The organism is Erwinia sp. QL-Z3 (assembly GCF_004551645.1).
Classification (GTDB): domain Bacteria; phylum Pseudomonadota; class Gammaproteobacteria; order Enterobacterales; family Enterobacteriaceae; genus Erwinia; species Erwinia billingiae.
Window position 1 is genome coordinate 1,859,685 of sequence record NZ_CP037950.1, and the last position, 14,769, is coordinate 1,874,453.

Consider the following 14,769-nt stretch of genomic DNA (forward strand, 5'->3'; position numbering starts at 1 on the left):
TCAGGCAATACCGGCGCGGTGTCAGATCCGCTCCGGATCCAGCCCGCGCGTCTTCGGACCAAAAATCCCAATCACCAGCATCACAATCACCATACTCACCACGATAAAGGCAATCACGCCCTGCGCACCGGCCACCTGCAAAATCATGCCGATAATAATGCTGCTGAACACCGTGGAAAGACGGCTGAACGAGTAGCAGAACCCGACGGCGCGCGCGCGAATAAATGTCGGGAACACCTCGGTCTGATAGGCGTGATAGCTGTAGGTCAGCCAGGCGTTGGAGTACGTGATGCAGAAGCCGCAGACAATCAGCAAAATCGGGCTGGTTTGCAGCGCAAACAGCGTGCCGAAGACCACCGTCATCAACGAGGCGAGCACGATCTGCCATTTATTCTCAATCTTGTCGGCATAGCGGCTGCAAATCAGCGAGCCCAGCGGATAGGCGAGGGTAATGAAAAAGGCATACAGCAGGCTGTGGGTGATGCTCGCGCCTTTGCCGGACAGCAACGCGGGCAGCCAGTTGCCGAAGCCGAAGAAACCGATCGCCTGGAAGATATTCATCACCACCAGCATCAGCGTGCGCTGACGGTATTCAGGGCGCCAGATATCGCGGAAGCGACCTTTCTTTTCAATGATGCCGCCGGTTTCGATCGTCGCTGCCGCCGGTTCGGTGCTGGCTTTACCACAGCGGATCTCCATCGCCGTCACGCCTTTATGCGCCTCCAGATGGCGGCCCTGCTGCGCCAGCCAGCGCGGCGATTCCGGCAGATTTTTACGGATAAACCAGATCACCAGCGAGCATAACGCCCCGGCAATCACCACCCAGCGCCAGCCGGTCAGGCCGAGGATGGTTTGCGGCACCAGCCACCACGACATCAGCGCAACCGCCGGCACCGACAGAAACTGCACAAAGAAGGCGAAGGCAAACGCCTTGCTGCGCAGGTAGCTCGGCACCGATTCGGTCAGATAGGTATCGATGGTCACCAGTTCGATGCCCAGCCCGACGCCGACCAGGAAACGAAAGAAAATGATCCCTTCGGCGTGATTCTGGAAGGCCATGATCAGCGAAAAACAGCCGTACCAGGCCAGCGCGCACATAAAGGTGATGCGACGGCCAAAGCGGTCGGCATAGGGAGCCAGCAGGCTGGCACCGAGGAATAACCCCAGGAAGGTGGAAGAGGCAAAAGCGGCCTGATCGGAGATGCCAAACACGCCCTGGCTGCCGACATGGAAGATATTTTCCGCCACCAGACCGGCGCTGATATAGCCGGTCTGAAACAGGTCGTACAGCTCGAAAAACCCACCCAGCGAGAGCAGGGCGATAAAGCGCCATAGTCCGGCTGAGGCCGGCAGTGCATCGATACGTTCGGAAAGCTTATTGTTATTGAATGCAGGTTCAGACGGCATCGTCCCTGGCGAACAGACTTCACTCATTGCTTTTTAATCCTCGTTCTTGCGGTACGCAGATCCTCCATCCTAAGGGTTTATGTCAGGTTTTGTATATCCAGATGCAAATCTTGTTAATGAATTTGTGCCATTTTGTTTCCCTGCGCTAAATCTTTGCTAAAAGACCTGTTAAACTCTATGTCATTGTTACCGGTAACATTGATTCGGTAACCGCGTTATGTGCCCGATTAAAAAAAATACTGCAAGCAACCGTGAATCCCAAGCCGAAGCACCAGGCGCAAGTTATTAAGGCAATGTCATGTCGAAAGAAACCACAGGAAGCTCCCGCCGGGACTTTCTGCTGAAAACCATCACCCTGGCTCCGGCCATGGCGATCGGCAGTACCGGAATTGGCGCGCTGACCGCCGCTGCTCCGGCCGCCGCGAAAGAATCCGCGCCATCCGGTCCACAAAAAGCCCGTGATTACCAACCGACCTGGTTCACCCCCGAAGAGTATGCCTTTGTGCAGGCCGCCTGCGCGCGCCTGATCCCGGCCGACGATCGTGGACCTGGCGCGCTGGAAGCCGGCGTGGCGGAATATATCGATCGCCAGATGAATACGCCGTATGCCATTGGTTCCAACTGGTATATGCAGGGACCTTTCCACCCTGATGCCGACAAGGAACTGGGCTATCAGTACCCGCTGGTGCCCCGCCAGATTTACCGTTTAGGGCTGGAAGATGCCGATGCGGTCGCGAAAGCGCAGCATGGCAAGGTCTTCGCCAAACTGAGCGCGGACCAGCAGGACACGCTGCTGCAGGCGTTCGAAGCGGGCAGCGTTGCGTTCAAACAGGTTCCGGCCAAAGTCTTCTTCTCTTTCCTGCTGCAGAACACCCGTGAAGGGTTCTTCAGCGATCCGCTCCACGGCGGCAATCAGGGCATGGTCGGCTGGACGCTGATTAACTTCCCGGGCGCGCGTGCGGACTTTATGGACTGGGTTGAACGTGGCGAGCGTTATCCGTTCCCACCGGTATCGATTCGTGGGGAAAGAGCATAACCATGGCAAACGAAATGAAGAAAGTAGATGCGGTGATCGTCGGCTTCGGCTGGGCAGGATCGATCATGGCCAAAGAGCTGACCGAAGCCGGTCTGAACGTGGTGGCACTGGAACGCGGCCCGCATCGCGACACCTATCCGGACGGCGCCTATCCGCAGGTGATTGATGAGCTGACCTATAACATCCGTAAAAAGCTGTTCCAGGATCTGTCGAAAAGCACCGTCACCATCCGCCACAATTCGGCGCAAACCGCACAGCCTTATCGCCAGCTGGCGGCGTTTTTGCCGGGCACCGGCACCGGCGGCGCGGGCCTGCACTGGTCAGGCGTGCACTTCCGCGTCGACCCGATGGAACTGCGTATGCGCAGCCATTACGAAGAGCGTTACGGCAAGAACTTCATTCCTGAAGGCATGACCATTCAGGATTACGGCGTCACCTACGACGAGCTGGAACCGTTCTTCGACAAAGCGGAGAAAGTGTTCGGCACCTCAGGCTCTGAATGGAGCGTAAAAGGCAAGGTGATTGGTCAGGGCAAGGGCAACCCGTTTGCGCCAGACCGCTCCGATAAATTCCCGCTGCCGGCACAGAAGCGCACCTTCTCGGCGCAGATGTTTGCCCAGGCCGCAGAATCCATCGGCTATCACCCGTACGATCTGCCGTCGGCCAACACCTCCGGCCCGTATACCAATACCTATGGCGCGCAGATGGGACCGTGCAACTTTTGCGGTTATTGCAGCGGCTATGCCTGCTACATGTATTCCAAGGCCTCGCCAAACGTCAACATCCTGCCGGCGCTGCGTCAGGAAGCGAAGTTCGAACTGCGTGAGAACGCCAACGTGCTGCGCGTTAACCTGACCGCCGATAAAAAGCGCGCCACCGGCGTGACCTATGTCGATGCATTAGGCCGTCAGATTGAGCAGCCTGCCGATCTGGTGATCCTCTCTGCCTTCCAGTTCCACAACGTGCACCTGATGCTGCTGTCCGGCATTGGCAAGCCATACGATCCGGTGACCAATGAAGGGACCGTGGGCCGTAACTTTGCTTACCAGAACATCTCCACCATCAAGGCGTTCTTCGATAAGGACGTGTTCACCAATAACTTTATTGGTGCGGGCGGTGCGGGCGTGGGTCTGGATGATTTCAATGCCGATAACTTTGACCACGCCAAATACGGCTTTGTTGGCGGCTCGCCAATGTGGGTGAACCAGGCGGGCGTGAAGCCTATCTCCGGTCTGCCAACGCCTCCGGGCACGCCAAACTGGGGCAGCAAGTGGAAAGCCGCCGTGGCCGATCACTACACCCATCACGTGTCGATGGATGCGCACGGGGCTCACCAGTCCTATCGCAACAACTATCTGGACCTGGATCCGAACTACAAGGATGCCTTTGGCCAGCCGCTGCTGCGTATGACCTTCGACTGGCAGGACAACGACATCAAGATGTCGCAGTTTATGCACGGCAAAATGCACAAAATTGCCGAAGCGATGAACCCGAAACTGATCAGCGGTTCACCGAAAGCGGCCGGCACGCACTTCGACACCACCGTCTATCAGACCACCCATATGAACGGCGGCGCGATTATGGGTGAAGATCCAAAAACCAGTGCGGTGAACCGTTATCTGCAGAGCTGGGATGTCCCGAACGTGTTTGTCCCCGGCGCTTCTGCCTTCCCACAAGGTTTGGGCTACAACCCAACCGGCATGGTGGCAGCCCTGACCTACTGGTCAGCTAAAGCGATTCGTGAACAGTACCTGAAAAATCCAGGTCCGTTGGTGCAGGCATAAGGACAACCCGATGAAGATGATGATCCCGGCCCTGTTACTGGGCATGGCAAGCTTTGCCGCGCTGGCGGACGACTCCGGTGCGGCGCAGATCAAACGCGGTGAATACCTGGCGCGCGCCGGTGACTGCGTGGCCTGTCACACCAAAGCGGGCGGCCAGCCGTTCGCCGGTGGCCTGTCGATGGCGACGCCAATCGGCAATATTTACTCCACCAACATCACGCCGGATAAGCAAACCGGTATTGGTGATTACAGCTACGACGATTTCCAGAAAGCGGTGCGTCATGGCGTGGCGAAGAACGGCGATACGCTCTATCCGGCGATGCCGTATCCGTCTTACGCGGTGGTCAGCGATGAGGATATGCAGGCGTTGTATGCCTACTTTATGCATGGCGTGCAGCCGGTTTCGCAGGCCAATCAGGACAGCGACATTCCGTGGCCGCTGTCGATGCGCTGGCCGCTGGCGATCTGGCGCGGCATGTTTGCGCCGGACGTGAAGGCCTTCCAGCCAATCAAAGGTCAGGATGCGGTGCTGGCACGCGGTCAGTATCTGGTTGAAGGCCTCGGCCACTGCGGTGCCTGTCATACGCCGCGCAGCCTGACCATGCAGGAAAAAGCCCTCAATGACAGCGAAGGCAGTGACTATCTGTCCGGCAGCAGCGCGCCGATTGATGGCTGGACCGCCAGCAACCTGCGTGGCGATAACCGTGACGGCCTGGGCCGCTGGAGTGAAGACGATCTGGTGCAGTTCCTGCGTACCGGCCGTAACGATCAGACCGCCGTATTCGGTGGTATGACCGATGTGGTCGAGCACAGCCTGCAGCACCTCAGCCCGGAAGATGCCACGGCGATTGCCCGTTATCTGAAGTCGCTGGGCGCGCGCGATCCGAATCAGGTGGGCTTCAAGTCTGATGACGCGGTGGCGAAAGCCCTGTGGAAAGGCGATGACAGCAAACCGGGTGCCTCGGTGTACGTCGACAGCTGTGCTGCCTGCCATAAAACCGACGGCAGCGGCTATAAGCGCTTCTTCCCGGAACTGCGCGGTAACGCGGTGGTGCAGGCAGAAGACCCAACCTCGCTGATCCATATCGTGCTCAGCGGTGCCACGCTGCCGGGCGTGAAGGGTGCGCCTTCCAGCATCACCATGCCGGCCTTCGGCTGGCGTCTGAACGACCAGCAGGTCGCTGACGTGGTGAACTTTATCCGCAGCAGCTGGGGTAACAGCGCGAAGCAGCAGGTCAGCGCCAGCGATGTGGCGAAAGTGCGCAAGACGGTGCCTGAGCATCAGGGCAATGCCGACGTTGAAAAGTTGATGGAAGAGAAGTAAGCGACTTTACGATCGAAAACGGCCAGCAAACTGGCCGTTTTTTTTTGCTTTATTTTTAGTCATCTCGCTATTTTTAGCATGTTGATGTCCATTCGTTGAAGCAATTTGAAGAATATTGTATCGCTCATAATCTGGGAAACTCTTTCTTTCCCGGCGACTGTTCCCGCGCCGCTATACGGTATTCATAACCGCTTATCCTCTGTCTTCTTTGCATATGTTATTAACCAGTAAAATGTAATTAAGCGCCAGATTTGAGTCGCCTGCTACACTTTCTTCGAGCTTGTTCTTAAGCACATACCTCAAACGAAGGAGATGTTATGCAACTTTCGCCTTATTTATATTTTTCGGGAAACTGTGAAGAGGCTATCGCTTTTTATCAGCAGGCTACGGGAGCCAAACTGACGGTTAAAATGACCTGGGGTGACGTGCCTGCGGAGAAAAAACAGCAGCCGCAGAAACAGAACAGCCCAGCCGCGGAACAGCCAGCGGATGATAAAATCATGCACGCGCTGCTGCATATCGGCGAAGGTGAGCTGCAAATGAGCGACAGCGCGGAAGCGGTAAGCTACAACGGTTTTGCCGTTAGCCTGTCGAGCAACGATCCTGCCGAAGGCAAACGTTGGTTTGATAATCTTTCCGCTGGCGGTAAGGTCACGCTGGAATGGGAAGAAACCTTCTGGGCGGCCGGTTTCGGTACGCTGATCGATAAGTTCGGCGTGCCGTGGCGCATTAACGTAAATAAACCCGCTACTGACTGATTTTTAGCCGATCCAGCGTGGCAAGCAGCGCGTCGACCTTCGGCAGCAGCTGCTTTCTGCGCGGCCAGACGATAAACAGCGGCAGACCTTCTACCGCCAGCTCTGGCAGGATCGGCACCAGCGCACCGCTGGCTAACTCTTTTTCCATCAGCCAGGTCGCCATCTGCGCCACGCCGAGTCCGGCTACCACGGCGGCGACCTGGGCTTCGCCATCCCCCAACGCCATCCGATAAGGCAGGGTTCGGGTTATCGTTCGTCCATCCGGCGAGCGGATATGCCACGGACTGGTGCTGCCATCTACCCGATCGTAAACAATGGCTCGCCTTTCGGTCAGCGCCTGCAAAGAGTCAGGCACGCCATGCTGCGCCAGATAGTCCGGCGAAGCGCAGAAGATCAGCCTTTCATTACCCAAAAAGCGGTAGCCCAGCGAGGGCGGAAAATCTGTCGAGCCGCCAATACGTATCGCGATATCCACGCCTTCCTCAAACAGATCGACAAAGCGATCGGAAAAAGAGAGGGCAATCTGCATCTCCGGGTTCTGCTGGCAAAATTCGTTGATTAGCGGCATCACCCGCATCCGGCCAAAGGTGTTGGGTACCGCAATCCGCAGTCGTCCGACCGGGATGGCGCGCTGCGCCGCCAGCACCGACTCCGCTTCCGACAGCTCGTTCAGCACGCGCGTGCAGGTTTCATAAAAGGCCTGACCGGCGTCGGTCAGCGCCAGCCGGCGGGTGGTGCGTTCAAACAGCTGCGAACCTAATCGCGCTTCCAGCCTCGCCACGCTTTTACTGACCGCTGAACTGGTCAGGTGCAGTACCGCAGCGGCGGCGGTAAAACTGCCCTGTTCGACGCTGGCCACAAACGGCGTAATGCCCTTAAGGCGATCCTGAGTCATCATCATTAGGGAATCCAGTTCATTAATTATGTGAATTTATACCTCAGATAAGACTCCAATTCTCTATTAAGCTGATTGTTACCCCTTTATTCAGGAGTCTGGCTATGCAACAACGTGCACTTATTGTCGGCGTCAGTGGCGTCATTGGAACCGCGCTGGCGGAACAACTCACCGGTGACGGCTGGCAGGTTTACGGCCTGTCCCGTGGACGCACCGCGGTGCCAGCCGGTTGCACCGCGCTGACTGCCGATCTCACCGACAAAGCCTCGGTAGAAAAGGCGCTGCAAGGCGTCACCGTGGATAAGGTCTTTTTCAGCGTCTGGGCCCGTCAGGCCAACGAGAAAGAGAACATCCGCGTTAACAGCGCCATGGTTCGCAACGTGATTGACGCGCTGGGCGACAGCCTGAAAGGCGGCCACGTCGGGCTGGTCACCGGCCTCAAGCACTACCTCGGCCCGTTTGATGCCTACGGTAAAGGCGCAGTGCCGATGACGCCGTTCCGCGAAGAACAGGGCCGTCAGCCGGGGGATAACTTCTACTACGCGCAGGAAGACGAAGTGTTCGCTGGCGCGGAAAAATATGGCTACAGCTGGAGCGTGCATCGCCCGCACACCATCATCGGTTTCGCGCTGGGCAATGCGATGAATATGGGCCAGACGCTGGCCGTCTACGCCAGCCTGTGCAAGCAGACCGGCCAGCCGTTTGTCTTCCCAGGTTCCAAAGCGCAGTGGGAAGGCGTCACCGATATGACCGACGCGCATATTCTCGCCCAGCAGCTCGAATGGGCCGCCACCACGCCGTCGGCGCAGGATCAGGACTATAACGTGGTGAATGGCGACGTGTTCCGCTGGAAGTGGAGGTGGGGCGAAATCGCCAGCTACTTTGGCATTGAGGCCGCGCCGTTCCCGGACGACGTGCAACCGCTGGATGGGCGCATGGACGCGGCTCCCGCCGAGTGGCAGGCGCTGGCGAAGCAGTTCAACCTGAAGGAAGCGGATATCAGCAAGCTGGTGTCCTGGTGGCATACCGATGCCGATCTGGGCCGTCCGATGGAAGTGTTTACCGACATCAGCAAGAGCCGTAAAGCGGGCTTCACCGGCTATCAGTCCACGCGTGACGCCTTTTTCGCGCTGTTCGACAAGCTTAAAGCGGAAAAGCTGATCCCTTCCTGATTTCGGTTTTCAGCAACGACTGTTTCCTGTGGAAAACAATGCAGGTTTAAAGTGTTTTATTGTTGCCTGAATGGCGGTTTAACGTCAGGATGGTTGCAACAGGCCAGTGCAGGGTTAGCCAGCCGTGCTACCTTGAAATACTGACCGACACACTTTAACCCTCTACGTTATACAGGTGCGACCATGAGCAATAAGACTATCCATTGGAACGGCGGCTTACAGCCAGAAGCAGTTAAGGTTTTGTCTGCTGACGGCGGCATGATCGTCTGCCCGACCAAAGTGGGCTACATCATCATGACCTCCGATGCCAAAGGGCTGGAGCGTAAATTTGATGCCAAGCAGCGCAACCGCAACAAGCCGGGCGTGGTGCTGTGTGGTTCTCTGGAGCAGTTGAAAGAGCTGGCGCAGCTGAACCCGGAAATTGAATCGCTGTATCAGCAGCACTGGGATCAGGACGTGCTGTTGGGCTGCATCCTGCCGTGGAAAGAAGACGCAGTTGCACGCATTCCGGAAGACGGTTCAAAAGACCTGATGATGGATCGCCGTCAGACCAGCTGCTTCGTGATCAAATTCGGTACCCCTGGCGAAAACCTGGCGAAAGAGCTGTGGGAAAACCACGGTAAATTCTCCTTCGCCAGCTCCGCTAACCCGTCAGGCAAAGGCAACCGTGGCCTGGTCGAAGGGATCGGCGAGCGTATCGAATCGCAGGCTGACCTGATTATTGAAGCCAACGACTACGTGAAATCCATCCAGCCGAACGAGTCTGAGAAAACCCGTTACGAGCAGGGTGTGATGGTGGCGATGGTGGATGAGCAGGGCAAACTGGTGCCAGAGCAGAAAGGCGAGCGCAACATCACGCCATGCCCAATCCTGATCCGTAAAGGTCTGGATGTGGACAAAATTATGTCGATGCTGTCTGACACCTTCACCACCTGGGATTACCGTCACGGTAACTACTACTAAGTATGCAGAGGGCGGACGCTGTTCCGCCCTTTATTTCAAGCGTAACGCCTGCTGCAAATCCTCGATAAATACCCTGACCCGCGGTGAAATCAAACTGTCGGCTTTGGTCAGGATCCACGACTGATAGACGTCCATTTCCCATTCCGCTAACACCCGACTGAGCTTGCCCTCTTTGACCGCTTCCTGCGCGACGTATTCCGGCAAATAGGCAATGCCGCTGTTGGCGATAGCGGAATTCAGCAGTGCGGTGCTGTTATTGGCGCGAAAACGGCTACGCACTTCGATATCCAGCTTCTGCTTCTCTTTACGGAACGGCAGCGAGATGGTGTGGGCCGGGCCACGGAACAGGATAAAGTCATGGCGTGGTAGATCGTCCGGCTGGGCGATGGGCGGGAAGCGTTGCAGATAGTCCGGTGCGGCAAACAGGCCCCAGCCGATGTCCATCAACGGCGTGCAGTGGGCATGCTCCGGCGGCTCGCGGCGGATCACTATCGCCAGATCGACATTGTCATCGACCAGGTTAACCGGGCGATCGGTCAGGTCCAGATCGACGCTGACATGCAGGTTATTGGCGACAAACTGATTGAGCACCGGCACGATGCACTGACAGCCAAAGGTGACGGGCGCCACCACGCGCAGGCTGCCGGTCGGCTCTTCGTGATACTGGCGGATAAACAGCCCGGCACTTTTCACTTCGCTGAGGATGCGCGCGCAGTAGTGATACCAGGTCATGCCGACATCGGTCACCACGATTTTACGGGTGGTGCGTTGCAGCAGTTTGGTGCCCAGCCGGACTTCCAGCGCGGAGATCTCTTTGCTCACCGAGGATTTGGATAATCCCAGCAGCTTTGCCGCTTCGGTATAGCTCAGCGTCTCCACCACTTTGGCGAAGATCACCATCCCCTGCAGGTTTTCTACGTCGCTCATCGCCGGTTCGGCTCCTGAAAATTCGCTGCCTGAACAGGGTCGCAGGCGGGGAATAAAGGGGTGTGATAATCAGGGGCGCTAGCTTAATGGTTGGGCAGGGGGAAGTAAATCGTCACGGCAGGCGAGCAGGGGCGGAGCCTGAGCTCCGCCCGCCGGTTAGCGAACTTTTTTCACCAGCACCGGGATCTTACGCAGGTTGTTGGCCAGAAACAGGCCGCCGATCAGCATCACCGCCACAAAGGCGGAAACGCCCATCCAGCCCCAGTTGTGCCAGAACACGCCACCGAGCGTACCGGCAACGCTGGAGCCGAGGTAATAGAAGAACAGGTACAGCGACGACGCCTGTCCTCGGGCGCGGCGGGCGCGGTGTCCTACCCAACTGCTGGCCACCGAATGCGCGGCAAAAAAGCCGGCGGCAAACAGCATCAGTCCCGGCAATACCAGCAACAGCGTGGTGAACTGGGTGGCTAACAAGCCGACCAGCATCAGGCTGAGCGCGCCCATCAGCACCACGCCACGGCCATATTTCACCGTCATCATTCCCGCACGCGGCGAGCTGTAGGTGCCGGTCAGATACACTACCGACAGCAGTCCGACCACCGTCTGGCTTAACGAGAACGGCGCGGCCATAAAGCGGTAGCTGACGTAGTTAAACAGCGTGACAAAGCTGCCCATCAGGATAAACCCGACGATAAACAGCATCGGCAGCCCCATGTCGCGCCACTGGAACATAAAGTTAACCAGCAGCTTATGCGGCCGCAGCGAGCAGGCGCGGAAATGCTGCGACGGCGGCAACAGGCGGAAGAACAGCCCGGCGGCCGCCAGCGCAAAGAGCCCGACCACAAACAGCGATACGTTCCACGAGAAGTGATCCGCCAGCATCCCGGTCGACAGTCGGCCGACCAGCCCGCCAATCGAGTTGCCGCTGATATACAGCCCCATCGAGAAGGAGAGGAACACCGGGTGCAGCTCCTCGCTCAGCCAGGTCATCGCCACCGCCGCCACGCCGCTGAGGGCCAGGCCGGTCAGCGCGCGCATCGCCAGTACGCCTTCCCAACTGCTCATGGTGGCGCAGATAAGCGTGAAGAACGCCGCCAGCAGCAGCGAAATCGACATCACCGATTTGCGCCCGATGGCATCCGACAACGGCCCGGTGACCAGCAATCCCAATGCCATCATCGCCGTGGTGACGGAAAGTGACAGGCTGCTCTGGGCCGGCGTCAGATGAAAACTCTGCGAGAACACCGGCAGAATGGGCTGAACGCAATACAACACCGCAAACGTCGAAAGCCCGGCACAAAATAGCGCCAGCGTGGCGTGGGTAAAACGCCGGGTTCCACGGGTAATATAGGTTTTATTTATGGGAGCGGGTGTATCGAAGGGGGAAACTAAACTGTCATCCTCATCAGAGAGGCTTTCCGAGTGCAACGCTGCGGATTTATTTACTACCGGTGCCACGAGAGTTCCTTAATTAATCATTTAAAGGTCTGGTTTGCTATCAGATAAACTTATTTTTACCAGGCGTGGCAAGGGCTGCGCGACGATCTGGCCTGCACAGTATTCGGCGGTTTAAATATAATGTAAATGGTAAAAGCAATTTTTTTTTATAAACGTAAATTTTCAGTTAATTTAATTTCAAAACTGGATAAATAAACATCATTTTAACGGTTTGGCTTAAGTGCAGGGCTGGCGGGCTTGCGAACAACGGCGATATGGAATGCTCGCTTTTCAATTACTGTAAATTAATATGCAGAATAATCTTAAGTAACCGCTTACGGTTATTTTTTGAAATATCTTCTCATCGTCGGTAATAAGTTCAATGGGTTGCGTTGTGAGACTGGGGTACTATACTGAGGGCTTGTTTCTGAAATTCAGCGCAATCATTGTCGATATCAATTGGCACAGGAGGTTTCTATCACTTTTAACCAAAATGACCTAATCATTGACAATAATCAGACTGACTACGAAGCCTATTATCACGATTACGAGGCGGGTCTGGAATCGGTCGTTGAGCCGCAACCGGAGTCGATTCGTGGTCTGCCCGCATCGGACATCCTGACGCCTTCCGATCGGTATCAGGAGCTGTTTGAAGCCGTGCAAACGTCGCGGATATTTACCGACAGCAAAACGTTTGCCGACTGTGCGCCCAAAATTGAACCTGAAAGAATTCTGTACCGCTATTTTATGCAGCGTGAGCGCGAGGATTTTAATTTACTGGCGTTCGTGCTGGAGAATTTTGACCTGCCAAAAGTCCATGACAGCCGCTATGTTTCGGACCCCAATAAATCGATGGGCGAGCATATCGACGCGCTGTGGCCGGTGTTAACCCGTAAGCCGGAGAAGCACTCGGAGTTCTCTTCGCTGCTGCCGTTACCGCAGCCTTACGTGGTGCCGGGCGGACGATTTGGTGAGACCTACTACTGGGATTCCTACTTCAGCATGCTGGGCTTTGCCGCCAGCGGTCGCACCGATCTGCTGAAGAATATGGCGGATAACTTTGCCTGGATGATCGACACCTACGGGCATATCCCTAACGGCAACCGCACCTATTACCTCAGCCGCTCCCAGCCGCCGGTGTTTGCGATGATGGTCGAGCTGTTCGAGAAGGACGGCGTGCACGAAGCGCAGCGCTATCTGAAGCACCTCAAGCGCGAATACGAATTCTGGATGGACGGTGAAGCGTCGCTGACGCCGAACGAAGCCTATCGCCACGTGGTGATGCTGTCGGATGGCTCGGTGCTCAACCGCTATTGGGACGATCGGGATACGCCGCGCGACGAGTCGTGGATTGAAGATGTGGAAACGGCGAGAAACTCTTCGCGGCCGTCGAACGAAGTGTATCGCGATCTGCGTGCCGGTGCGGCGTCCGGTTGGGACTTCTCATCGCGCTGGCTCAGCGAGCCCGGCCGTCTGGAGAGCATCCAGACCACCAGCATTGTGCCGGTGGATTTGAACGCCTTCCTATATAAGCTGGAAACCACCATTGCGCGGCTGTCGGCCAGCAAAAACGACCATGCCACGGCCGAGCTGTTCCAGCAGAAAGCGGTGCGCCGCCGGGAAATCCTCGACAGATATCTGTGGGATGCCGAAGCGGGTTTGTATCGCGACTACAACTGGCGTGACCGTGAGAAAGGGGCGTTTTCTGCCGCGTCGGTAACGCCGCTGTTTGTCGGTATGGCGAGCCTCGATCAGGCCACGCACACCGCAGCGGCCATCCGCTCGCATCTGCTGGCGCCGGGCGGGGTGCTGTCAACGGTGGAAGAGACCGGCGAGCAGTGGGACAAGCCTAACGGCTGGGCGCCAATGCAGTGGATGGCGATCAAAGGCCTGAATAACTACGGCGAAGAGCTGCTGGCGAAAGAGATTGCTACCCGCTGGCTGCAGATTGTCGGCGCCACCTACCATCGTCATCACAAGATGGTCGAAAAATATAACGTGGCCGGACGCGCGCCGGTGCTGGCGGGCGGCGGTGAGTATCCGCTGCAGGACGGTTTCGGCTGGACCAACGGCGTCACGCGCCGCCTGCTGGAGATGTATCCGGATGCCGCACCCAAACGCTAATCCGCGTTGTCACTGAATCAGAGCCTTCTTATGAAGGCTCTTTTTTTTGCGCAGCGCCTGTTCACAGCGAAGAAAAAATCCCCACTTTGCGCAATAAATCATGGTATGAAAGAGGATAACCGCTTTTTTATTAACCCTTTTTGCTTTTTTGGGAGCCTGCATGAAAAAAATCGCCCTGTCTGCGCTGGTGTTGCTCGCCTGCGCCAGTTCAACCGCTTTTGCTGCCGAGTCGCTGCGCTTCGGCGTCGATCCCACTTTCCCGCCGTTTGAGTCCAAAGCGCCCGATGGCAGCCTGCAGGGCTTTGACATTGAAATGGGCAACGCCATTTGCCATCAGATGAAGGTGAAGTGCGTGTGGGTGCAGACCGGCTACGACGGCATTATTCCGGCGCTGCAGGCGCGTAAATTCGATGCGATCCTCTCGGCGATGGCGATGACCGACAAACGCCGCCAGCAGGTTGCCTTCACCGATATGCTCTACAACACGCCAAGCGCGCTGGTGACCAAGAAGGACAGCGGCCTGAAACCCGATGCTGAGTCGCTGAAAGGCAAGTCAGTGGGCGTCGCGCAGGGCACCACCCAGGAAACCTATGCCAAAGCCGTCTGGGCGGGCACCGGCATCAACGTGGTGTCGTATCCTAACCAGGAAGAGATCTGGCCCGATCTGGCGTCAGGACGGGTGGATGCAACGCTGACCAGCGCCGCCTCAGCGGAAACCGGTTTCCTGAAGTCGCCTCAGGGCAAGGATTACCAGATCAGCGGCGATACCCTGTATGACAAAAAATACTTCGGCGAAGGCGTGGGGATCGGTCTGCGCAAAGACGATCGGGCGCGGGTTGAGAAGATCAACGCGGCGCTGGCCGAACTGCATAAAAATGGCACCTACGAGCGGCTGGCGAAGAAGTACTTCAGCTTTGACGTCTATCATATTCAGAAGTGAGC

Annotated in this window: 12 protein-coding genes; 8 read left to right on the forward strand and 4 right to left on the reverse strand. The window is 56.9% G+C overall.

The features are described from left to right. Positions 1-21: 21 nt before the first annotated feature. Positions 22-1,434 (reverse strand): MFS transporter, encoded by a 1,413-nt coding sequence (locus tag E2F51_RS09120; RefSeq protein ID WP_134823262.1) that lies wholly within the window; start codon positions 1,432-1,434, stop codon positions 22-24. Between the two features lie 271 nt (positions 1,435-1,705). Here E2F51_RS09120 and E2F51_RS09125 point away from each other — a divergent pair, with 271 nt between their 5' ends. From E2F51_RS09125 to yjdN, 4 genes are all read left to right on the forward strand, one after another. Next, complete coding sequence (locus E2F51_RS09125) at positions 1,706-2,443, forward strand: gluconate 2-dehydrogenase subunit 3 family protein (RefSeq protein WP_134823263.1); 738 nt, start codon at positions 1,706-1,708, stop codon at positions 2,441-2,443. A gap of 2 nt (positions 2,444-2,445) precedes the next feature. Beyond that, positions 2,446-4,227 (forward strand): GMC family oxidoreductase, encoded by a 1,782-nt coding sequence (locus tag E2F51_RS09130; protein ID WP_013200413.1) that lies wholly within the window; start codon positions 2,446-2,448, stop codon positions 4,225-4,227. 10 nt (positions 4,228-4,237) lie between these two features. Beyond that, positions 4,238-5,551, forward strand: a complete 1,314-nt coding sequence (locus tag E2F51_RS09135) for a cytochrome c (RefSeq protein ID WP_134823264.1) — start codon at positions 4,238-4,240, stop codon at positions 5,549-5,551. A gap of 317 nt (positions 5,552-5,868) precedes the next feature. Next, positions 5,869-6,309 (forward strand): VOC family metalloprotein YjdN, encoded by a 441-nt coding sequence (gene yjdN, locus E2F51_RS09140; protein ID WP_134823265.1) that lies wholly within the window; start codon positions 5,869-5,871, stop codon positions 6,307-6,309. Here the strand turns inward: yjdN and E2F51_RS09145 are convergent. After that, positions 6,299-7,210, reverse strand: a complete 912-nt coding sequence (locus E2F51_RS09145; RefSeq protein ID WP_134823266.1) for a LysR family transcriptional regulator — start codon at positions 7,208-7,210, stop codon at positions 6,299-6,301. The genes yjdN and E2F51_RS09145 overlap by 11 nt on opposite strands. Before the next feature lie 98 nt (positions 7,211-7,308). On the opposite strand from E2F51_RS09145, the gene E2F51_RS09150 reads away from it, so the two are divergent. Next, complete coding sequence (locus E2F51_RS09150; RefSeq protein ID WP_134823267.1) at positions 7,309-8,376, forward strand: SDR family oxidoreductase; 1,068 nt, start codon at positions 7,309-7,311, stop codon at positions 8,374-8,376. Between the two features lie 183 nt (positions 8,377-8,559). Then, positions 8,560-9,339, forward strand: coding sequence for an L-threonylcarbamoyladenylate synthase (locus tag E2F51_RS09155; protein ID WP_013200418.1), 780 nt, complete (start codon positions 8,560-8,562; stop codon positions 9,337-9,339). A 30-nt stretch (positions 9,340-9,369) separates the two neighbouring features. Here E2F51_RS09155 and E2F51_RS09160 read toward each other — a convergent pair whose 3' ends face one another. Continuing rightward, positions 9,370-10,266: a LysR family transcriptional regulator gene (locus E2F51_RS09160; protein ID WP_134823268.1), complete on the reverse strand. Its 897-nt coding sequence runs from the start codon at positions 10,264-10,266 to the stop codon at positions 9,370-9,372. 156 nt (positions 10,267-10,422) lie between these two features. Further along, the gene (locus tag E2F51_RS09165; RefSeq protein ID WP_134823269.1) at positions 10,423-11,724 is read right to left on the reverse strand and encodes an MFS transporter; all 1,302 of its coding nucleotides are present in this window, start codon (positions 11,722-11,724) and stop codon (positions 10,423-10,425) included. 456 nt (positions 11,725-12,180) lie between these two features. Here E2F51_RS09165 and E2F51_RS09170 point away from each other — a divergent pair, with 456 nt between their 5' ends. After that, positions 12,181-13,827 carry an alpha,alpha-trehalase gene (locus tag E2F51_RS09170; RefSeq protein ID WP_041692193.1) on the forward strand — a complete coding sequence of 549 codons (1,647 nt, stop codon included), beginning with the start codon at positions 12,181-12,183 and terminating at the stop codon, positions 13,825-13,827. Positions 13,828-13,987: 160 nt separating this feature from the next. Continuing rightward, a complete protein-coding gene (locus tag E2F51_RS09175; RefSeq protein WP_013200422.1) occupies positions 13,988-14,767 on the forward strand; it encodes an ABC transporter substrate-binding protein in 780 nt (259 codons plus the stop codon). Positions 14,768-14,769: the final 2 nt, after the last annotated feature.